The sequence below is a fragment of the Rugamonas aquatica genome (assembly GCF_009380215.1).
Classification (GTDB): Bacteria; Pseudomonadota; Gammaproteobacteria; order Burkholderiales; family Burkholderiaceae_D; genus Rugamonas; species Rugamonas aquatica_B.
Window position 1 is genome coordinate 1 of sequence record NZ_WHUG01000029.1, and the last position, 19,401, is coordinate 19,401.

Consider the following 19,401-nt stretch of genomic DNA (forward strand, 5'->3'; position numbering starts at 1 on the left):
GGTGGCTGCGGCGGCGCCGGGGCCTGCGGTGGCTTCGGTGCCGGCGGCGCGGGCCGGGCGGGCCAAGGCGGCGCAGTCCGGCGCCATGCTGGGATTGCTGTCGCGCGAGTCCGGCGAGACGCTGATCGACCAGATCGTGCGTTCGGTGGCGGCGCGTATCGATGACCGCCTGCTGCGCGGCGGTGCGCGCATGCCGTCGATCCGGGCGTTCGCGGCGGCGCATGGGGTGTCGGCGTTCACGGTGGTGGCGTCCTACGACAAGCTGGTGGCCTCGGGCCATCTGGAGTCACGCCGGGGCGCCGGTTTCTTCGTGCGCGAACCGGCGGCGCTGGAGATGGACCTGGCGCAGCGGCGGCCGGGCGGGAAGCGCCGGGCCGGGGAGACCGAACGTGAGCGCGAACGCCTCGGCGTCCAGCCTATCGATGTGGTCTGGCTGGTGCGGAATATGTTCCGCCAGATGCCGCACGGGCAGACGCCCGGCACCGGCGTGCTGCCGCCGGACTGGCTGGACGGCGCGGCCATCGCCAACGCGCTCCGTTCGGTGAGCCGGCAGAACGCCAATCTGCTGGTCAGCTACGGCGTGCCGCAGGGCTTCCTGCCGCTGCGCCAGCAGTTGCAGCTGAAGTTCGCCGAGCTGGAGATCGCGGCGGCGCCGGAGCAGATCGTCACCACGGCCGGCGTGACGCAGGCGCTGGACCTGGTGGCGCGCGAGTTCACGCGGCCGGGCGACACCATCTTCGTCGACGATCCGGCCTGGTTCCTGATGTTCGGCTCCTTCGCGGCGCTGGGCGCCAAGGTGGTGGGCATTCCGCGCCTGGGCGACGGCCCGGACATCGCGCAACTGGCCGAACTGGCGGCGCTGCACAAGCCCAAGCTGTACATCATCAACTCGGTGCTGCACAACCCGAGTTCGACCTCGCTGTCGGCGGCCAAGGCCTTCCAGGTGTTGCGGCTGGCGGAGGAGCATGACTTCATCATCGTCGAGGATGACATCTACTGCGACCTGCATCCCGGCAGCGCGGTGCAGCCGGCCACGCGGCTGGCGGCGCTGGACCAGCTGCAGCGGGTGATCTACCTGGGCGGCTTCTCGAAGACGATGGCGGCCAATCTGCGGGTCGGCTTCATCGCGGCGTCGGCCGAACGGGCCGAGCGCCTGGCCGACCGCAAGATGCTGACCATGCTGACCACCAGCGATATCGGCGAGCGGGTGGTGTACAAGGTGCTGTCGGAGGGCTCGTTCCGCAAGCATACGGACCGGGTGCGCGCGCGGCTCGACGCGATCCGCGCCAAGACGATACGCCAGATGGAGCGGGTGGGGCTGAAGGTGGACGTGGCGCCGCCGGCCGGCATGTTCGTGTGGGCCGATGCGGGCTGCGACACCAATGTGCTGACCGAACGGGCGATGGCGCACAATCTGCTGCTGGCGCCGGGCAGCCTGTTCTCGCCCAAGCAGCTGCCGTCGACCCGCATGCGGCTCAATGTGGCGGCGATGCAGGAGCCGGCGGTGTGGCGTTTCTTCGAGCGGGAGCTGGGCCGCTCTTGAAAACCCTCTTATAATCCCCACTTTCGTCCAACCTGTGTATCAACCACAAGACTATTGAGGCTTTTAAAATGGCAGACACCGATAAGCAAACCCTGGGCTTTCAAGCGGAAGTGAAGCAGCTGCTGCAGCTGATGATCCACTCGCTGTACTCGAATAAAGAGATTTTCCTGCGCGAGCTGATTTCGAATGCGTCCGACGCGTCCGACAAGCTGCGCTTCGAGGCGATCAACAACGACGCCCTGTATGGCAACGACCATGAACTGAAGATCAAGGTGGCCTTCGACAAGGCTGCGCGCACCATCACCATTTCCGACAACGGCGTGGGCATGAGCCGCGACGAGGCGATCTCGCACCTGGGCACCATCGCCAAATCGGGCACCAAGGAATTCTTTGGCAAGCTGTCGGGCGACCAGCAGCAGGACGCGGCCCTGATCGGCCAGTTCGGCGTGGGCTTCTACTCGGGCTTCATCGTGGCCGACAAGATCACCGTTGAAACCCGCCGCGCCGGCGCGGCCGCCTCCGAAGGCGTGCGCTGGGAATCCGAAGGCCAGGGCGATTACTCGGTCGAGCAGATCGAGAAGCCGGGCCGCGGTACCGACATCATCCTGCATCTGCGCGAGGGCGAGGACGAATTGCTGTCGTCGTGGAAGATCAAGTCCATCATCCGCAAGTACTCGGACCATATCTCGCTGCCTATCGTGATGGCGAAAGAAGAGTGGGACGAGGAGAAGAAGGAAACCGTCGTCAAGGACGAGCTGGAAACCGTGAACCAGGCCAGCGCGCTGTGGGCCCGCAACAAGGCTGACATCACGCCGGAGCAGTACGAGGAATTCTACAAGCACGTGTCGCACGACTTCCAGGCGCCGCTGACGCATACGCACAACCGCGTGGAAGGCCGCAGCGAGTACACGCAGCTGCTGTACATTCCGGCCAAGGCGCCGTTCGATCTATGGGACCGCAACAAGCGTGGCGGCATCAAGCTGTACGTCAAGCGCGTGTTCATCATGGACGATGCCGAGCAGCTGATGCCGGCCTATCTGCGCATGGTCAAGGGCGTGATCGATTCGGCCGACCTGCCGCTGAACGTGTCGCGCGAGATCCTGCAGGAGTCGCGCGATGTGAAGGTGATACGCGATGGTTCGACCAAGCGTGTGATCGGCATGCTGGAAGAGCTGGCGAACGCGGATGAGCAGGAGAAGAAGGACAAGTATGTCACCTTCTGGAAGGAATTCGGCCAGGTGCTGAAAGAGGGCGTGGGCGAGGACGCGGTCAACAAGGACCGTCTGGCCAAGCTGCTGCGCTTCGCTTCGACCGCCAACGACAACGACGAGCAGAGCGTCTCGCTGGAGCAGTATGTGGCGCGTCTGAAGGAAGGCCAGGACAAGATTTACTACGTTACGGCCGATAACTACGTCGCTGCGAAGAACTCGCCGCATCTGGAGATCTTCCGCAAGAAGGGCGTGGAAGTGCTGCTGCTGACCGATCGCGTGGACGAGTGGATGCTGTCCTTCCTGACCGAGTTCGAAGGCAAGGAGCTGGTGTCGGTGGCTAAGGGTGGTCTGGATCTGGGCGCGCTGGAAGACGAGGCCGAGAAGAAGGAGCACGAGGAGACCGAGACTTCGTACAAGGATTTGGTCGGCAAGATGAAGGAAGCCTTGTCGGACAAGGCCAAGGATGTGCGCGTGACGTTCCGTCTGACCGATTCGCCGGCTTGTCTGGTGGCGGATGAGCATGAGCTGTCGGGCAACCTGCTGCGCATGCTGAAGGCGGCTGGCCAGAGTGCGCCGGAGTCCAAGCCTATCCTGGAGATCAATCCGAATCACCCGCTGGTGACGCGCCTGAAGTACGAGGAGGCGGGCAGCGCGTTCAGCGACTGGGCCAACATCCTGTTCGATCAGGCGCTGCTGGCCGAGGGCGGCTCGCTGAGCGATCCGGCTACGTTCGTCAAGCGTTTGAATGAGATGCTGCTGAACGGCGCGAGCAAGTAATCGGCAAGTAATCTGGTAAGACCCGTCCCGGGAGTTGTGCTATGTTGAGGTTTCACTGGCTCAGCTCCCGGGATATTCATGAATAAGATCGTGCTGGCGCTGACTGGCGCCTTCGTTTTATCCGCACAGGCCGTCCTGGCCCAGAATACGCTGCCGGCATCGACGCCGGGCGTGGCGGCTTCCCCGATGTATCCCGCACTGCCGAGCGAGACGCCTGATGAGTTCAAGGCGCCGGTCGATGGGTATGACTATGTCAAGCGCTCGGTGATGGTGCCGATGCGCGATGGCGTCAAGCTTAATACGGTGGTCATCGTGCCGCGCAAGGCGCGTAATGCTCCTATCTTGCTGACGCGTACCCCTTACAACGCTGCCGAGCTGACCAGCCATAACGAGAGCTCGCAGATGGAGTCCATCCTGCAGGGCTATGACAATGCGGCCGATGTCGTCGTCGAGGGTGGTTATATCCGCGTGGTGCAGGATGTGCGCGGCAAGTATGGCTCGGAGGGCGATTATGTGATGAACCGGGCGCTCAGCGGCAGCGCGCTCAATCCGACGCCGGTCGATCATGCTACCGATACCTGGGACACCATCGAGTGGCTGGTCAAGAATATTCCTGAGACGAATGGCAAGGTGGGCATTATCGGCATTTCCTACGATGGATTTTTGCCGCTGATGGCGCTGGTGAATCCGCATCCGGCGCTGAAGGCGGCGGTGCCGATGAATCCGATGGTCGATGGCTGGCGCGGCGACGACTGGTTCCACAACGGCGCGTTCCGGCAGGTCAATCTGTCGTATGTGCTGGAGCAGGTGGTGACGCGGCGCAATGAGGCCAAGTGGTACACCAGCCATTACGACGACTACGATATGTTCATCCGCGCCGGTTCGGTGGGCGAGCTGGCCCGTCAGCGCGGCGTGGAGCAGAGCGGGTTCTGGCGCAAGATCGTCGCCCATCCGAGCTATGACGCGTTCTGGCGCGGGCAGGCGATGGACCGGATCCTGGGGGCGCAGCCGGTGACGGTGCCTACCTTGCTGGTGCATAGTCTGTGGGATGCTGAGGATATTTATGGCGCGATCGCGGTGTACAAGGCGATCAAGCCGCGCGATCAGGATGGCAAGGTGTTTCTGGCGCTGGGGCCGTGGAATCATGGCGGGGCCATCGGCGATGGCAGCCGGCTGGGGGCGCTGCGCTTTAACAGCGATACGGCGCTGCATTTTCGACAGGAGATTTTGCGGCCTTTCCTGGACCGCTATCTGAAGGATGATGCGCCGTCGGAGCAGATTGCGCCGGTGTCGGCGTTCGAGACGGGCAGCAACAAGTGGCGTTCGCTGAACAGTTGGCCTAGCGGCTGCGTCAGCGGCTGTGCGATCGCGCCGGCCACGCTGAAGCTGGCGGCCAACTCGCGGCTGAGCTTGACGAATGCGGCGTCGCGGCCCGCCTCGGCGCCGGCGCAGCGGGCGGCGTTCGATGAATATGTGTCCGATCCGGCCAAGCCTGTGCCTTACCGCGCGCGGCCTATCGCACCTTACGGTTATGACGAGGCCAAGGGGCAGACGTGGCCGCGCTGGCTGGTCGACGATCAGCGCGAGGCGTCGGGGCGCACCGATGTGTTGACTTACACGACCGACGTGCTGACGGCGCCGGTGAAAATCAGCGGCGAGCCGGTCGCGCATCTGCTGGCGTCCACCAGCGGCACGGATGCGGACTGGGTCGTCAAGCTTATCGACGTTTATCCGGACCAGGTGGCGGCGCAGCCGGAGATGGGCGGCTATCAGCTGATGGTGTCGGGCGATATCTTCCGTGGCCGTTATCGCGAGAGTCTGGAGACGGCCAAGCCGATTGCTGCCAACACGGCCTTGCCGTATAGCTTCGCGTTGCCGACCGCGAACCATGTGTTCCTGCCGGGACATCGCATCATGGTGCAGGTGCAGTCGAGCTGGTTCCCGCTGTACGACCGCAACCCGCAGACCTTTGTGCCGAATATCTTCTACGCGCAGCCGGCCGACTACAAAAAGGCGACTCAGCGCATTTATCACGACAGTTACATCGAGCTGCCGCTGGTCGGCGCGACGCGCTAGTTACATCTTGCGGCGGCGTCGCGCCATCAGCAGCACGGCTGGTACGCCCAGGCCCAGCATGGCGATGGTGGCTGGTTCGGGTACCGGGGCGGTTGTCAGGAAGCCGCGTATTTCGCCGCCCGGGTAGCGCTCGCTGTGGATGTTGAGGTAGGCCTCGCCGGCGTTCAATCCGGTCGCGAAGGCTGCTTCGGCGCCGGCCGTGGTGCCGCCGTGGCCGCTCAGGAAGGCCGGATTCCAGCTGGCCGTCAACGAGGTGTTGTAGGTGTTGGTGTAGGCGCCGCTCGTTACGCCCATAGGGAAGCCGCCGAAGGTCGGAACTTCGGTCGCCACGCCGGCCACGCCAGCGCCGGGTGTGGTAGTGCAGCAATGGATGTGCGAGATGGTGCTCGGCAAGATCAGGCCGCTGAAGGCGACGTCCACTTCCAGTATGTGGCTGACGGGGTCGAACTTGACGACCGCCGCGCCGATGGCGGGCGAGGTGTTGGGCGGCGATTCCTGCGGGCCGGTGAGGATGGCGGTGTAGTTGGTGGCGCTGGCCGTCATGGCCGTCATGGCCGTCAGCAGCAGGGCGGCGGCCGCCGCGCAATTGCGGATACGCTGGTTCATCTTTCTTCCCTCCTTGTTCTTGATGACAGTTAGAGGGGGCTGGGGCGTGGAAGTTCCGTCAGCGATGCAGTTTTTCGCAGAAATCGTGCAGTAATTTTTCGCCTTCGGGCCAGGGGCCGTAGCCTGCGTCGCCGTTGATGTGGCCGGCGTTGCCTATCTCGACGTAGTCGCTGCCCCAGGCTTGCGCGAACTGGCGGGCGCGCTGCGGGCTGACGTATTGGTCGTCGCTGCTGGCGATCACCAGGCTGGGGAAGGGCAGGTGTTGCAGCAGCATGGGCTGGAAGCCGCTGGTGCAGTCGGGGTAGCTGGGGGCGACCAGGAAGGCGCCGGCGATTTTCAATTGCGAGCCGGAGGCGGCCCAGCGGCCGACCAGCGAGCAGCTCAGGCTGTGCGCGGCCAGTACCGGCGGGCGCTGGCATTGCGCGATGGCGGCTTCCAGTTCGGCCACCCATTCGGTGCTGTCGGGCGTCTCCCAGTCGCGGTGCTGGACGCGGATCCAGTGCGGGTATTTGCGTTCCCATTGCGTTTGCCAGTGGGCGGGGCCGGAGTTCCACAGGCCGGCCAGGGTCAGTACTTCGTAATCCATGCGGTTTCCTTGCTGGGTAAGATGGTGTTTATCTTACTTCGGCTGGGGGCGCTTGTTTCGCTGGCGTTGGCAGTTTGCGCAAGCATGGACAAATGTCTTCAATCGAATGCGACGTCCTCCAGGCGGAAGCGGTATTTCCTGCGTTCGGGCTCGGTCAAGCCTTGGGCGGGAGTGGTGTCACGGGGTGCCGGTTGTGCTGCGGGCATATGCGCGGCGTTGGATGAAGCCGCCGGCGTTGCGGCAGCTGCGGTCGGGGCCGCGGGAGCTGCAGGGGCGGCTGTGGCGCGGGCCAGTTCGCGGCGGCGGACGTCGGCGATTTTCCAGTTCTTTTCGCCGGGCATGCGGATGGAGATGTCTTGCCACGCGTTGCGCACACTGTCGGCGTAGCCGCTGGCTAGGCCATGCGCAGCCATGTGCCTTCGGGCAGGAGCAGCGTTTTCCATTGGTAGCCGCGCGGTGCGGCTGGCGCCGGTTTCGCGTAGCCGTTCCATCAGCGCGAGCAGGGTGATGGGGGAGACCTGCACGCTCATTGTGGCAAACATACTTTTCTCCTTACTGAAATCTACTGAATTCTGCTTCTGGCTACTGAGTTAGACCGGCGCAGTAGCAGGAAGTTCAATTCAGTAGATTTCAGGAGAAGATTCAGTAGGTTTGCTATAAGGAGAATGCGGTACTACCCATGGTGTGTATTCTCGTGGCAATCTCAGAGGGCGGTGCGCAGGGCGAACAGTTCTGGGAACAGAACCACGTCGAGCATCTTGCGCAGGTAGCTGACGCCGGCCGTGCCGCCGGTGCCGGTCTTGAAGCCGATGATGCGCTCGACCGTGGTGACATGGCGGAAGCGCCAGAAGCGGAACGCGGTCTCCAGGTCCACCAGTTTTTCTGCCAGCTCGTACAGCGCCCAGTGGCGGCTTGGGTCGCGGTAGACTTCCAGCCATGCTTCCTTGACGGATTCGTCGGCGGCGGTCGGCAGTGTCCAGTCGGCGTTGAGGCGCTCGGCGGAGACGGGCAGGCCGTTGCGGGCCAGCAGTTTGATCGCTTCGTCGTAGACCGAGGGTTCGCGCAGCGCCTTGTCCAGCACGGCAAACGCGTCGGGCGCGGTGGTGTGGACGTTGAGCAGGGCGGCGTTCTTGTTGCCGAGGATGAATTCGATCTCGCGGTACTGGTAGGACTGGAAGCCCGACGATGCGCCCAGGTAGGGGCGGATGGCGGTGTATTCCGGTGGCGTCATCGTGGCGAGCACGTCCCATGCGTGCACCAGCTGGTCCATAATGCGGGCCACGCGGGCCAGCATCTTGAAGGCTGGCGCCAGATCGTCTGATTGCAGGTGGGCGCGCACTGCGTGCATTTCGTGCAGCATCAGCTTCATCCACAGTTCGCTGGTCTGGTGCTGGACGATGAACAACATCTCATTGTGGTTGGGCGACAGCGGGTGCTGGGCGGTGAGGATCTGGTCCAGGCCCAGATAGTCGCCGTAGCTCATCTTGTTGCTGAAGTCCATATCCGCGCCGTGCCACTGGGCGTCGGCGGCGGGGGCGGCGGCGTGCATCGGGCAGCCGCTGGCGGTTTCTTTGGAATCGCTCATATCGTTTATCTCGTTATTAAGTCACGCGTTCAGGTCACGGCGTCGCGCTTGGCGTCGACGTTGTAATCCTGGCGGTCCAGGATGTCGCGCAGGATTTCCACCGCGTCCCAGACGTCGGCATAGCTGCTGTACAGCGGCGTGAAGCCGAAGCGCATGATGGCCGGTTCACGGTAGTCGCCGATGACGCCGCGCGCGATCAGCGCCGTCATCACCGCGTAGCCGTGCGGATGGGTGAAGCTGACCTGGCTGCCTCGGCGCGCATGTTCGCGCGGCGTGACCAGACCCAGCGGATGATCGGCGCAGCGCTGTTCGACCAGCGTGATGAACAGGTCGGTCAGGGCCAGCGACTTGGCGCGGATGGCGGCCATGCTGGTCTGGCCGAACACGTCCAGGCCGCATTCGACCATGGCCAGCGACACCACCGGCTGGGTGCCGCACAGCGCGCGGCCGATGCCGTCGGCGGGCGCGAAGTCGGGCGCCATGGCGAACGGCGCGGCGTGGCCCCACCAGCCCGACAGCGGCTGGCGGAAGGCGGCCTGGTGCTTGCGCGGCACCCAGATGAAGGCCGGCGAGCCGGGGCCGCCGTTCAGGTATTTATACGTGCAGCCCACCGCGAGGTCGGCGCCGTCGTCGTTCAGGGCGACCGGCACCGCGCCGGCCGAGTGCGCCAGATCCCAGACGATCAGCGCGCCGGCGGCGTGGGCCAGGGCGCTGGTGGCGCGCATGTCGTGCTGGTAGCCGGTGCGGTAGTTGACGTGGGTGAGCATGACGACGGCGGTGTCGGCGCCGATGGCGGCCGGCAGTTCCTCCACCGAGTCGACCAGCTTGACGCTGTAGCCTCGCTCCAGCCAGCTGCTCAGGCCCTGGGCCATATAGATGTCGGTCGGGAAGTTGGAGCGTTCGGTGACGATCACGCGGCGCGCCTGGCGGGCCGGGTCGGCGGCCTGCATGTGCAGCGCGGCGGCCAGCGCCTTGAACAGGTTGACCGAGGTGGTGTCGGTGACGACCACCTCGCCGTCGTCGGCGCCGATCAGCGGGGCCAGGCGGTTGCCCAGGCGCTTGGGCAGGTCGAACCAGCCGGCGGTGTTCCAGCTGCGGATCAGGTCATGACCCCATTCCTGGGCGATCACCTGCTGGGCGCGCGGCAGCGCGGCCTTGGGGCGGGCGCCTAAAGAGTTGCCATCCAAATAAATCACCTGCGGCGGCAGGTCGAACTGGTCGCGCAGGGCGGCGAGCGGATCTTGCGCGTCGCGGGCCAGGCAGTCGTTGCGAGTTGTCATTATGTAACTTCCTTGCGGGCTAGGTGAAATGCTTTAGGCTTCAATAAGTTGCCAGTGTAACCCGAAATATCCGGGGCGAACCCCGTTCGGAGCCCAACGCCAGGCCCTTGGGGTGCCTGCAAACCCGCATGTTTGCTGGGCTTGCGACTTTTTTTAAATTATTTTCGATTTTTTTCAAAAAAACCCTAAAGTTCCCCAAAACGCTGCCGTTACCAGTTTCATGATGAGCGGAAAAGCGCCATCAGGTGGCAAAGCGATAGTCGAAAATACTTCAAAATATTTTTGCGGAAACCCTAAAGTTCCTCGAAATGCTGCCGTAACCGGGTTAGATGTAGCAAAAAAGAGTCGCCGTACAGACTATTTTTCGTTTCACGACAGGACTTTTTTGAAGATCTTGGACCTTATGAAACCCGCGCCGCAAGGGCGTGGATGAGCGATCTGCGAGTGTTTGTCAGACAAACACCGACGGGTCGTGCCCGCTATTTCCCGACGAAAAATACGGAGGACATCCTCTACTCGTATTTTTGTTGCTCCCGCAGAATGTATCTCACTGGAAACGCAATTGTGTTCCGCAGTGCAGATCACGGACTAGGAGATGGAAATGACCGCTAACGATATGATGGCTGAAATTCGCGACGCCAACCTGAGCTACCTGATGTTGGCCCAGCAGATGATACGCGCCGACAAAGTCACCGCGATCTTCCGCCTCGGCATCGCCGCAGAGATCGCCGACCTGATCGAGGGCATGAGCAACGCCCAGATCCTGAAACTGGCAGGCGGCAACATGATGCTGGCCCGCTTCCGCTTCGACGACAGCGCCATCCTGTCGATGCTGACCAATTACAATAAAGACCGGGTGCTGGCCCAGTCGCACGCCGCCATCCTGATGGCCGGCCAGGCCGTCGAAGAAATCGCTTAATTGACCAGCCGCCCGGAGCACAGATCATGACCAAGAAAAGCGTAGTGACGGAAGCCCAGGAAATCCAGCTGGCCATCGAACTGATACAGCTGGGCGCGCGTCTGCAGCTGCTGGAGTCGGAAGTGTCGCTGTCGCGCGAACGCCTGCTCAAGCTGTACAAGGAACTCAAGGGTGTATCGCCGCCGAAGGGCATGCTGCCGTTTTCCACCGACTGGTTCCTGACCTGGCAGCCGAACATCCACGCTTCGCTGTTCATCAATATTCACAAATTCCTGACCGAGCACGCCGGCGCCACCGGCATCGAAGCGGTCATGAAAGCCTACAAGCTGTACCTGGAGCAAATGCCGCCGGAAGCAGGCGAGGAGCCGCTGCTGTCGCTGACCCGCGCCTGGACCCTGGTGCGCTTCTTCAGCAGCCGCATGCTGGAACTGGCGCCTTGCGGCAAATGCCAGGGCAAGTTCGTGGTCAACTGCATGGACTTGAACGGCAGCTATGTCTGCGGCCTGTGCCACATGCCTTCGCGTGCCGGCAAGACCAAGAAGGCGCGCGACGCCGACGCCCTGGCCGCGTGAACCGGCCGTCCCGCCCCGACTCCTATTTCCGGCGCCTGGCCCGCGCGCCCGCCGTGCGGGCGCTGCTGATCCAGTGCGGCGCCGCGCCCCTGACCCTGGCCATCCTGTACGTGATGGCCAGTTTCCGTTTTGACGTCGACGGCCGCAGCCTGGTGCTGGTGCAGGGCCTGCTCGCGGCCAGCCTGAGCTGGAAGCTGGGCCTGGCCGTGTGGTGGCGCGCGATCCAGCTGCTGTTCCCGGCCGCGCTGCTGGCGGCGCTGGCGCTGCAACTGCCGCCGTGGCTGTTCCTGGCGGCCTTCCTGCTGCTGCTGGGCCTGTACTGGTCGACCTTCCGCACGCAAGTGCCGTACTACCCGTCGCGCCCGGCGGTCTGGGATGCGGTACGTCAAGTGCTGCCGCCGCCGGCCGCCGGCCAGCGCCTGCGCGTGATCGACATCGGCAGCGGCCTGGGCGGACTGGTGCTGTACCTGGCGCGCCAGCGGCCCGACGCCGAGTGCGGCGGCATCGAACTGGCGCCGCTGCCGTGGCTGGCCAGCCGCCTGCGCGCCGCGCTGGCCGGCAGCCGCGCCCGCTTCACGCTGGGCGATTACGAGCAGCTCGACTTCGCCCAATACGAGCTGGTGTTCGCCTACCTGTCGCCGGCCGCGATGGATGGCCTGTGGCGCAAGGCCGCCGCCGAAATGCAGCCCGGCGCCATGCTCATCAGCTACGAGTTTGCCATCGACGCCCGTGCGCCCGATCAGACCATTCACGCCACAGAGGGCGGCGCCGCTCTCTACATATGGTACTTTTAAGCATCATTTCGCGTTATTCTCTTGCCCGCTCCCCCCTAGTCACGCTATTGTAGTTCTACATGTAAATTTATTGAAAACGGTCGTTTGTTAGGTATGATGCGTGCCGTTTTCATTCTGGGGAGTCAGGGCGCTTGTTAGTCATAATTGGATATGTAGTGGTCTGCGTCGGCGTGTTCGGCGGCTTCGCCATGAACGGCGGGCATCTGGCCGCGCTGCTGCAGCCGCTGGAGCTGGTGATGATCGGCGGCGGCGCGCTGGGCGCCTTCCTGGTCGGTAACAACGGCAAGGCGCTGAAAGCCACGCTGGCCGCCGTGCCGACGCTGTTCAAGGGCTCGCGCTACACCAAGGATTTGTACATGGAGCTGATGTCGCTGCTGTTCGACGTCCTGTCCAAGGTGCGCAAGGAAGGCTTGATGTCGATCGAAGGCGATATCGACAGCCCGGAGCAAAGCCCGCTGTTCAGCAAGTATCCGAGCGTGCTGGAAGACCACCACATCGTCGAGTTCATGACCGATTACCTGCGCCTGATGGTGTCGGGGAATATGGATGCGTTCCAGATCGAGAACCTGATGGACAACGAGATCGACACCCACCACCACGAGCACGCCGTGCCGGCGCACGCGATCGCCAAGCTGGGCGACGGCATGCCGGCGTTCGGCATCGTGGCGGCGGTGATGGGCGTGGTGCACACGATGGAATCGGTGGGCTTGCCGCCGGCCGAGCTGGGCATCCTGATCGCCCACGCGCTGGTCGGCACCTTCCTCGGGATTCTGCTGGCCTACGGCTTCGTCGGCCCGCTGGCCAGCCTGCTGGAGCAAAAGCTCGATGAATCGACCAAGATGTACCAGTGCGTCAAGGTCACGCTGCTGGCCAGCCTGAACGGCTACGCGCCGGCGCTGGCGGTGGAATTCGGCCGCAAGGTGCTGTACTCGACCGAGCGCCCGACCTTCGCCGAGCTGGAAGACCATATCAAGAAATCGAAGTCCAAGTGACAGTAACCATAAGGAATCGCCATGGCTGAAGAGGGCTTGCGGCCGATTATCGTCAAGCGCATCAAGAAGGGCGGCGGCGGCCACCATGGCGGCGCGTGGAAGATCGCGTATGCCGACTTCGTGACGGCGATGATGGCTTTCTTCCTGCTGATGTGGCTGCTGGGTTCGACCACCAAGGGCGACTTGAACGGCATTTCCGAATACTTCAAGACGCCGCTGAAGGTGGCGATGCAGGGCGGCTCGGGCAGCGGCGACAGTTCGTCGGTGATCCCCGGCGGTGGCAAGGATTTGACGCGGCGCGACGGCCAGGTCAAGGCCAGCGACGATCCGCAGATCAAGAAAACCTTTAATCTGACCGCCGCCAAGGCCGCGCTGGAAGCCGAGGAAAACCAGCGCCTGAAAGCCTTGAAGGAAAAGATCGAAGCCAAGATCGAGGCCAACCCGCTGCTGAAGAAATACAAGGAACAGCTGCTGCTCGACATCACCAGCGAAGGCTTGCGGATCCAGATCGTCGACGAGCAAAACCGCCCGATGTTCGCGCTGGCCAAGGCCGAGCTGCAACCGTACACGCGCGAGATCCTGCACGAAATCGGTTTCGTGCTGAACGACGTGCCGAACAAGATCGGCCTGTCCGGCCACACCGATTCGACGCCTTACCTGAGCGACGCCGGCTACAGCAACTGGGAATTGTCGGCCGACCGCGCCAACGCCTCGCGGCGCGAGCTGATCGCCGGCGGCATGGCCGACGCCAAGGTGCTGCGCGTGGTGGGACTGGCCTCGGCCGCCAACCTCGACAAGGCCGACCCGTTCAACCCGATCAACCGCCGCATCAGCATCATCGTGATGAACAAGCGCACCGAGGAAAACGTGATGCGCGACGGCGCGCGCCAGATGGAAGTGGGCGCCGAGGACGGCCAGCCGGCCGCGCCGCCGGCGCCGGCGCCGGCCGGTCCGCCGGTGCGCAAGTAGCACGCAACAAGTACGGCAAGCGGAACAACGAGACTGTTATGACGAGAAAAAAAATCCTGGGCTCACATGTAAAACGCCTGCTGTCGGGCGTGTCTGACCATGGACGCAAGCATTTAACCGAGGTCGAAACCGACCTGATCCAGACCGGCCTGCTGCTGGAGGAAGCGATCGAAAAGCTGTCCTTCAACTTCATGGCCATCCACCAGGCGGTCGAGGCCGAGCAGGCGACGATCCAGCTGCTGCTCGACGGCGGCACCGCCAGCGCCGAACAGCGCGCCCAGCTGGAGGCGCTGCAGGGCCAGGTGGGCGGCTACGTCAACGCCGCCATCACCAGCCTGCAGTTCCAGGACATGACCAGCCAGCTGATCGACCGCACGCTGAAACGCGTGACCGGCCTGCGCGAGTTCCTCGGCACGCTGGGCGCGCACGGCGCCGAGATGCTGCCCGAGAGCGACAACGAGGAAATCGTCGCGCTGCTGGGCAAGGTCAGCATGGCGCTGGCGATCCAGAGCCTGGAGCTGCGCAGCGTGCTGCGCAAGGCCGTCAGTCAACAACACCTGGAGAGCGGCGACATCGAACTGTTTTGAGCGCCGCGACCTACCGATTGTTTTAAAAGAACGGACTCCGGTCCGCATTGATAAGAGTGAGAACCAAGATGGCCAAGACAATACTTGCAGTTGATGATTCCAGTTCCCTGCGCCAGATGGTGGCCTTCAGCCTGAAAGCGGCCGGCTACCTGGTGGTGGAAGCGGTGGACGGCCAGGACGGCCTGGAAAAAGCCAAGCTGCAAAGCGTCGACCTGGTGCTGACCGACCAGAACATGCCGCGCATGGACGGCCTGCAGCTGATCAAGCTGCTGCGCGAACTGCCGGCCTACCAGAAGACGCCGATTTTGATGCTGACCACCGAATCGTCCGACGAGATGAAAGCCAAGGGCCGCGCCGCCGGCGCCAACGGCTGGCTGGTCAAGCCTTTCGATCCCCAGCGGCTCATCGAGGTAGTGAAGAAGGTCATCGGCTGATAAGGCGCGTGCAATGATGCTGAGCGAAACTTACGGAGTATCCCCATGACCATCGATATAAGCCAGTTTTTCCAGGTCTTTTTCGATGAGGCCGAGGAACTGCTGGCGGAAATGGAACGGCTGCTGCTGGCCGTCAACGTCGAGCAACCGGACCCCGAGGATCTGAACGCGATCTTCCGCACCGCCCATTCCGTCAAGGGCGGCGCGTCGACGTTCGGCGTCACCGACATGACGGAAGTGACCCACATCCTGGAAACCCTGCTGGACCGCATCCGCAAGGGCGAGATGGCGCTGACCTCCGAGCATGTGGACGCCTTCCTGGCGGCCAAGGACATCCTCAAGATGCAGCTCGACGGCCACCGCCACGGCGCGGTGGTCGACCAGGACGCGGTCGGCGACGTGCGCATGATGCTGCAATCGCTGGCGCAGGACGTGCCGCTGGCGGCCATGGCCCCGGTGGCGCCATCGTTCCACGCCGGCGAGGCCAAGGTGGTCGACCACAGCGGCGGCCGCCGCTACCGGCTCGAACTGCCGGCCATGGTGCACCGCGAAGTGACCGCCCTGGGCGCCGAGCTGGGCCTGATGGGCCATGTCTCGATCACGCCGCTGGACCACGACCGCAACGCCATGGTGGTCACCACCCACGAGAGCCTGGACGACATCATCGCCATCTGCTCCTTCGTGCTGAACCCCGACGACATGGTCGTCACCGAATTGCCGGCGCTCGACGCCAAACAGGCCAAGCTGGAAAACGCCGAGCGCTCCAAGGTCGAGAGCGCGCTGGGCTACGGCTTCTTCGACGAGACCGAGCTGCACCCGGCCGCCAAGGGCGGCGAGGGCTACGGCTTCTTCCAGCCGCTCGATGAAATCCGCGCCGCCGCCCAGTCGGGCGCCGAGGATGCGCAGGGCTATGGTTTCTTCCAGCCGGTCGAGCAGATCCGCGCGGCGGCCGGCATCGTCGCCGAGGCCGCGCCGACGGTGCAGCAGCAAGCCGCCGACGAGGAAAAGAAAGCCGCCAAGAAGGAAGAGAAGGGCGGCCCCGGCCCCGGCGCCGAATCGTCGTCGATCCGCGTATCGATCGAAAAGGTCGACCAGCTGATCAACCTGGTGGGCGAGCTGGTCATCACGCAAGCGATGATCGAGCAGCGCGTCGACACGCTGGACCCGATGGTGCACGAGCGCCTGCTCAATAGCGTCAGCCAGCTGACCCGCAACACCCGCGACCTGCAGGAAGCGGTGATGTCGATCCGCATGATGCCGATGGACTTCGTGTTCTCGCGCTTCCCGCGCATGGTGCGCGACCTCGCGGCCAAGCTGGGCAAGAAGGTCGACTTCATCACCAACGGCGCCGCCACCGAACTGGACAAGGGCCTGATCGAGCGCATCGTCGACCCGCTGACCCACCTGGTGCGCAACTCGATTGACCACGGCATCGAAATGCCGGACGTGCGCCGCGCCGCCGGCAAGAGCGACGCCGGCCGCCTGTTCCTGTCGGCCTCCCACCAGGGCGGCAACATCATCATCGAAGTGTCGGACGATGGCGGCGGCCTGAACCGCGAACGGATTTTGGCCAAGGCCGAGCAGAACGGCTTGCCGCTGCACGAGAACATGAGCGACGCCGAAGTCTGGCAACTGATCTTCGCGCCGGGCTTCTCGACCGCCGAGCAGGTGACCGACGTCTCCGGCCGCGGCGTCGGCATGGATGTGGTCAAGCGCAATATCACGGCCATGGGCGGGGTGGTCGACATCCGCTCGGCCAAGGGTTTCGGCACCACGATCTCGATCTCGCTGCCGCTGACCTTGGCGATCCTGGACGGCATGTCGATCCGGGTCGGCGAAGAGGTCTACATCCTGCCGCTGGGCTTTGTCATCGAATCGTTGCAGCCGGTGCCGGAAGACGTCAAGGAAATCTCCGGCAAGGGCAGGGTCATCAAGGTGCGCGGCGAATACCTGCCGCTGGTGCCGTTGTACCAGATGTTCGGCATCACGCCGCGCTTCACCGACCCCTGCCAGGGCATCGTGGTCATCATCGAGACCGACGGCCGCAAGGCCGGCCTGTTCATCGACGACCTGGTCGGCCAGCAGCAGGTGGTGGTCAAGAACCTGGAATCGAATTACCGCAAGGTGGCCGGCATTTCCGGCGCCACCATTCTGGGCGACGGCGGCGTGTCGCTGATCCTCGACGTCGCCGCATTGATACGTTCATCCCGCCAGCTCGCTGACGAACAGATTTTTAGCTAATCCCATCAAGGAAACCATCATGGCAGACGTACTAACCACCGGGGCAAACGAGATCGCCGGCCACGAATACCTGGCGTTCACGCTGGGCTCGGAGGAATACGGCATCGACATCCTGAAGGTGCAGGAAATCCGCGGCTACGAAACCGTGACCCGGATCGCCAACGCCCCCGAGTTCATCAAGGGCGTGATCAACCTGCGCGGCATCATCATTCCGGTGGTCGACATGCGCATCAAGTTCAACCTCGGCTCGCCGGTGTACGACCAGTTCACCGTGGTCATCATCCTCAACATCAGCGGCCGCATCGTCGGCATGGTGGTGGACTCGGTGTCGGACGTGACCACGCTGACGCCGGAGCAGGTCAAGCCGGCGCCGGAAATGGGCACCGCCTTCAGTTCCGACTACATGATCGGCCTGGGCACCATCGATGAGCGTATGCTGATCCTGGTGAACATCGACAAGCTGATGTCGAGCGCCGAAATGGGCTTGATGGAGCAGCTGGCGGCCTAGGGCCCGGCGGCCACCCGCGACAGCGCCCGGCAGAGTGCGCGCCGCAACGATCACAACGATACGGGGTCCGCAGGCCGTACCCGGCGGACAACAGAACAGACAGCAATAGGGGAGAAAACCACATGAATTTACGCGACTTCAAAATTGGCGCACGGCTGCGCATCGGCTTCGGCAGCATTCTGGCGATCCTGGTGGCGATGGTCCTGATGACCAACTACCTGAACTACAGCAACAAGAGCAAGCTGACCGGCGGCCTGGAGCTGTCGACCGAGAAGAACCTGGAAGCGGGCACGATGAAGAGCGCGATGCTGGAGACCGGCATCGCCATGCGCAACATCGGCCTGCAGTCCGACGTCAGCCTGATGCAGAAGGAAGAGCAAAAGGTCAAGGACCAGCGCGCCCGCTACGACAAGGCGCTGGCCAGCCTGAAGGCGCAGGGCTTGAACGAGGCCGAGAAGAAGGTGCTGGCCGATATCGCCGCGCTCGACTCGGACACCGACAAGGCCTTCAAGGAAGCCATCGGCCAGGTGCTGGCGTTTAACAGCGAAGGCGCGGCCAAGGTCATTTCCGGCCGCATCGACCCGCTGAACCAGCAGACGCTGGCGCTGATCAACAAGCTGGTCGACATGCAGCAGGCCGCCGCCAAGGATGTGATGGCCGGCTCGGTCACGGCCGACCGCAGCCTGATGGTGATGCTGTTCGTGCTGGGCGGGGTCGCGGTGGCGATCGGTGTCGCCTGCGCCGCCGTCATCACCCGCTCGATCACCGGCCCGCTGGCCGGCGCGGTCGAAGTCGCGCAGAAAGTGGCGGCCGGCGAGCTGACCTCGCAAGTCTACGTCGAAGGCAAGGACGAGACCAGCGAGCTGCTGCAGGCGCTCAAGGACATGAACGACAGCCTGGCCAAGACCGTCGGCGATGTCCGCACCGGCACCGAGCTGATCTCGACCGCGTCGCAGGAAATCGCTTCCGGCAACGCCGACCTGTCGGCCCGCACCGAATCGCAGGCCAGCTCGCTGGAAGAGACGGCGTCGTCGATGGAAGAGCTGACCTCGACCGTCAAGCAAAACGCCGACAACGCCCGCCAGGCCAACCAGCTGGCCGTGACCGCGTCGTCGGTGGCGGAAAAGGGCGGTACCGTGGTCTCGCAGGTGGTGGAAACCATGGGCTCGATCAAGGCCAGCTCCAGCAAGATCGTCGACATCATCGGCGTGATCGACGGCATCGCCTTCCAGACCAACATCCTGGCGCTGAACGCCGCCGTCGAAGCGGCGCGCGCGGGCGAACAGGGCCGCGGCTTCGCGGTGGTCGCCTCCGAGGTGCGCAACCTGGCACAACGCTCGGCCGGCGCCGCCAAGGAAATCAAGGAACTGATCGGCGACTCGGTCAACAAGGTCGACGCCGGCAGCAAGCTGGTCGACGAGGCCGGCCAGACCATGGACCTGATCGTCACATCGATCCGCCAGGTGGCCGACATCATGGGCGAGATCACCGCCGCCACCCAGGAACAGAGCAACGGCATCGAGGAAGTCAACCAGGCCATCACCCAGATGGACGAGATGACGCAGCAGAATGCCGCGCTGGTCGAAGAAGCGGCCGCGGCGGCCGAGAGCATGCAGGAGCAGGCCGAGTTGCTGGCGCAAGCGGTCAGCATCTTCAAGCTGTCGCACGACGAGTCGGGCCGTCGCCCGGCCGCGCGCGCGGCGGCGCCGGCCGCGCCGGCC

General features: G+C 63.9%; 18 protein-coding genes. 13 read left to right on the forward strand and 5 right to left on the reverse strand.

Features of this window, described 5'->3' with window-relative positions; translation table 11 throughout:
• The first annotated feature begins 85 nt into the window (after nucleotides 1-85).
• From GEV02_RS32085 to GEV02_RS32095, 3 genes are all read left to right on the forward strand, one after another.
• On the forward strand, nucleotides 86-1,543 hold the full coding sequence (locus tag GEV02_RS32085) for an aminotransferase-like domain-containing protein (RefSeq protein WP_152841858.1): 1,458 nt from the start codon (nucleotides 86-88) through the stop codon (nucleotides 1,541-1,543).
• Between the two features lie 68 nt (nucleotides 1,544-1,611).
• Nucleotides 1,612-3,531, forward strand: coding sequence for a molecular chaperone HtpG (gene htpG / locus GEV02_RS32090; protein WP_152841849.1), 1,920 nt, complete (start codon nucleotides 1,612-1,614; stop codon nucleotides 3,529-3,531).
• A gap of 78 nt (nucleotides 3,532-3,609) precedes the next feature.
• Nucleotides 3,610-5,607, forward strand: coding sequence for a CocE/NonD family hydrolase (locus GEV02_RS32095; RefSeq protein WP_152841850.1), 1,998 nt, complete (start codon nucleotides 3,610-3,612; stop codon nucleotides 5,605-5,607).
• Here GEV02_RS32095 and GEV02_RS32100 read toward each other — a convergent pair whose 3' ends face one another.
• The 5 genes from GEV02_RS32100 to kynU all read right to left on the reverse strand — a co-directional run bounded on the left by GEV02_RS32100 (nucleotide 5,608) and on the right by kynU (nucleotide 9,664).
• Complete coding sequence (locus tag GEV02_RS32100) at nucleotides 5,608-6,213, reverse strand: CHRD domain-containing protein (RefSeq protein WP_152841851.1); 606 nt, start codon at nucleotides 6,211-6,213, stop codon at nucleotides 5,608-5,610.
• 58 nt (nucleotides 6,214-6,271) lie between these two features.
• On the reverse strand, nucleotides 6,272-6,799 hold the full coding sequence (locus GEV02_RS32105) for an RBBP9/YdeN family alpha/beta hydrolase (RefSeq protein WP_152841852.1): 528 nt from the start codon (nucleotides 6,797-6,799) through the stop codon (nucleotides 6,272-6,274).
• A gap of 98 nt (nucleotides 6,800-6,897) precedes the next feature.
• Complete coding sequence (locus GEV02_RS32110) at nucleotides 6,898-7,341, reverse strand: hypothetical protein (RefSeq protein WP_235923105.1); 444 nt, start codon at nucleotides 7,339-7,341, stop codon at nucleotides 6,898-6,900.
• A gap of 161 nt (nucleotides 7,342-7,502) precedes the next feature.
• A complete protein-coding gene (gene kynA, locus GEV02_RS32115; protein WP_152841853.1) occupies nucleotides 7,503-8,384 on the reverse strand; it encodes a tryptophan 2,3-dioxygenase in 882 nt (293 codons plus the stop codon).
• Between the two features lie 29 nt (nucleotides 8,385-8,413).
• Nucleotides 8,414-9,664, reverse strand: coding sequence for a kynureninase (gene kynU / locus GEV02_RS32120; RefSeq protein ID WP_152841854.1), 1,251 nt, complete (start codon nucleotides 9,662-9,664; stop codon nucleotides 8,414-8,416).
• Nucleotides 9,665-10,265: 601 nt separating this feature from the next.
• Between kynU and flhD the strand changes: the two genes are divergently transcribed.
• The 10 genes from flhD to GEV02_RS32170 form a co-directional block, all read left to right on the forward strand.
• The gene (flhD, locus tag GEV02_RS32125) at nucleotides 10,266-10,583 is read left to right on the forward strand and encodes a flagellar transcriptional regulator FlhD (protein WP_008450090.1); all 318 of its coding nucleotides are present in this window, start codon (nucleotides 10,266-10,268) and stop codon (nucleotides 10,581-10,583) included.
• A 26-nt stretch (nucleotides 10,584-10,609) separates the two neighbouring features.
• Nucleotides 10,610-11,155, forward strand: coding sequence for a flagellar transcriptional regulator FlhC (gene flhC, locus GEV02_RS32130; protein ID WP_152803413.1), 546 nt, complete (start codon nucleotides 10,610-10,612; stop codon nucleotides 11,153-11,155).
• Complete coding sequence (locus GEV02_RS32135) at nucleotides 11,152-11,949, forward strand: class I SAM-dependent methyltransferase (RefSeq protein ID WP_328595967.1); 798 nt, start codon at nucleotides 11,152-11,154, stop codon at nucleotides 11,947-11,949. The genes flhC and GEV02_RS32135 overlap by 4 nt, the downstream gene beginning before the upstream one ends.
• Nucleotides 11,950-12,080: 131 nt before the next feature.
• The gene (gene motA, locus GEV02_RS32140) at nucleotides 12,081-12,941 is read left to right on the forward strand and encodes a flagellar motor stator protein MotA (protein ID WP_008450084.1); all 861 of its coding nucleotides are present in this window, start codon (nucleotides 12,081-12,083) and stop codon (nucleotides 12,939-12,941) included.
• A gap of 21 nt (nucleotides 12,942-12,962) precedes the next feature.
• A complete protein-coding gene (motB, locus tag GEV02_RS32145; protein WP_152803415.1) occupies nucleotides 12,963-13,910 on the forward strand; it encodes a flagellar motor protein MotB in 948 nt (315 codons plus the stop codon).
• A gap of 38 nt (nucleotides 13,911-13,948) precedes the next feature.
• Entirely contained in the window at nucleotides 13,949-14,497 is a 549-nt protein-coding gene (locus tag GEV02_RS32150) for a hypothetical protein (protein ID WP_008450081.1), read from the forward strand.
• Nucleotides 14,498-14,565: 68 nt separating this feature from the next.
• Nucleotides 14,566-14,931 carry a response regulator gene (locus GEV02_RS32155; RefSeq protein WP_008450079.1) on the forward strand — a complete coding sequence of 122 codons (366 nt, stop codon included), beginning with the start codon at nucleotides 14,566-14,568 and terminating at the stop codon, nucleotides 14,929-14,931.
• A 45-nt stretch (nucleotides 14,932-14,976) separates the two neighbouring features.
• Nucleotides 14,977-17,172: a chemotaxis protein CheA gene (gene cheA, locus GEV02_RS32160; protein WP_152841855.1), complete on the forward strand. Its 2,196-nt coding sequence runs from the start codon at nucleotides 14,977-14,979 to the stop codon at nucleotides 17,170-17,172.
• A 19-nt stretch (nucleotides 17,173-17,191) separates the two neighbouring features.
• Entirely contained in the window at nucleotides 17,192-17,680 is a 489-nt protein-coding gene (locus GEV02_RS32165) for a chemotaxis protein CheW (RefSeq protein WP_152841856.1), read from the forward strand.
• Nucleotides 17,681-17,802: 122 nt separating this feature from the next.
• Nucleotides 17,803-19,401 (forward strand): methyl-accepting chemotaxis protein (locus GEV02_RS32170; RefSeq protein WP_152841857.1); only part of this gene is annotated, 1,599 nt, incomplete at its 3' end.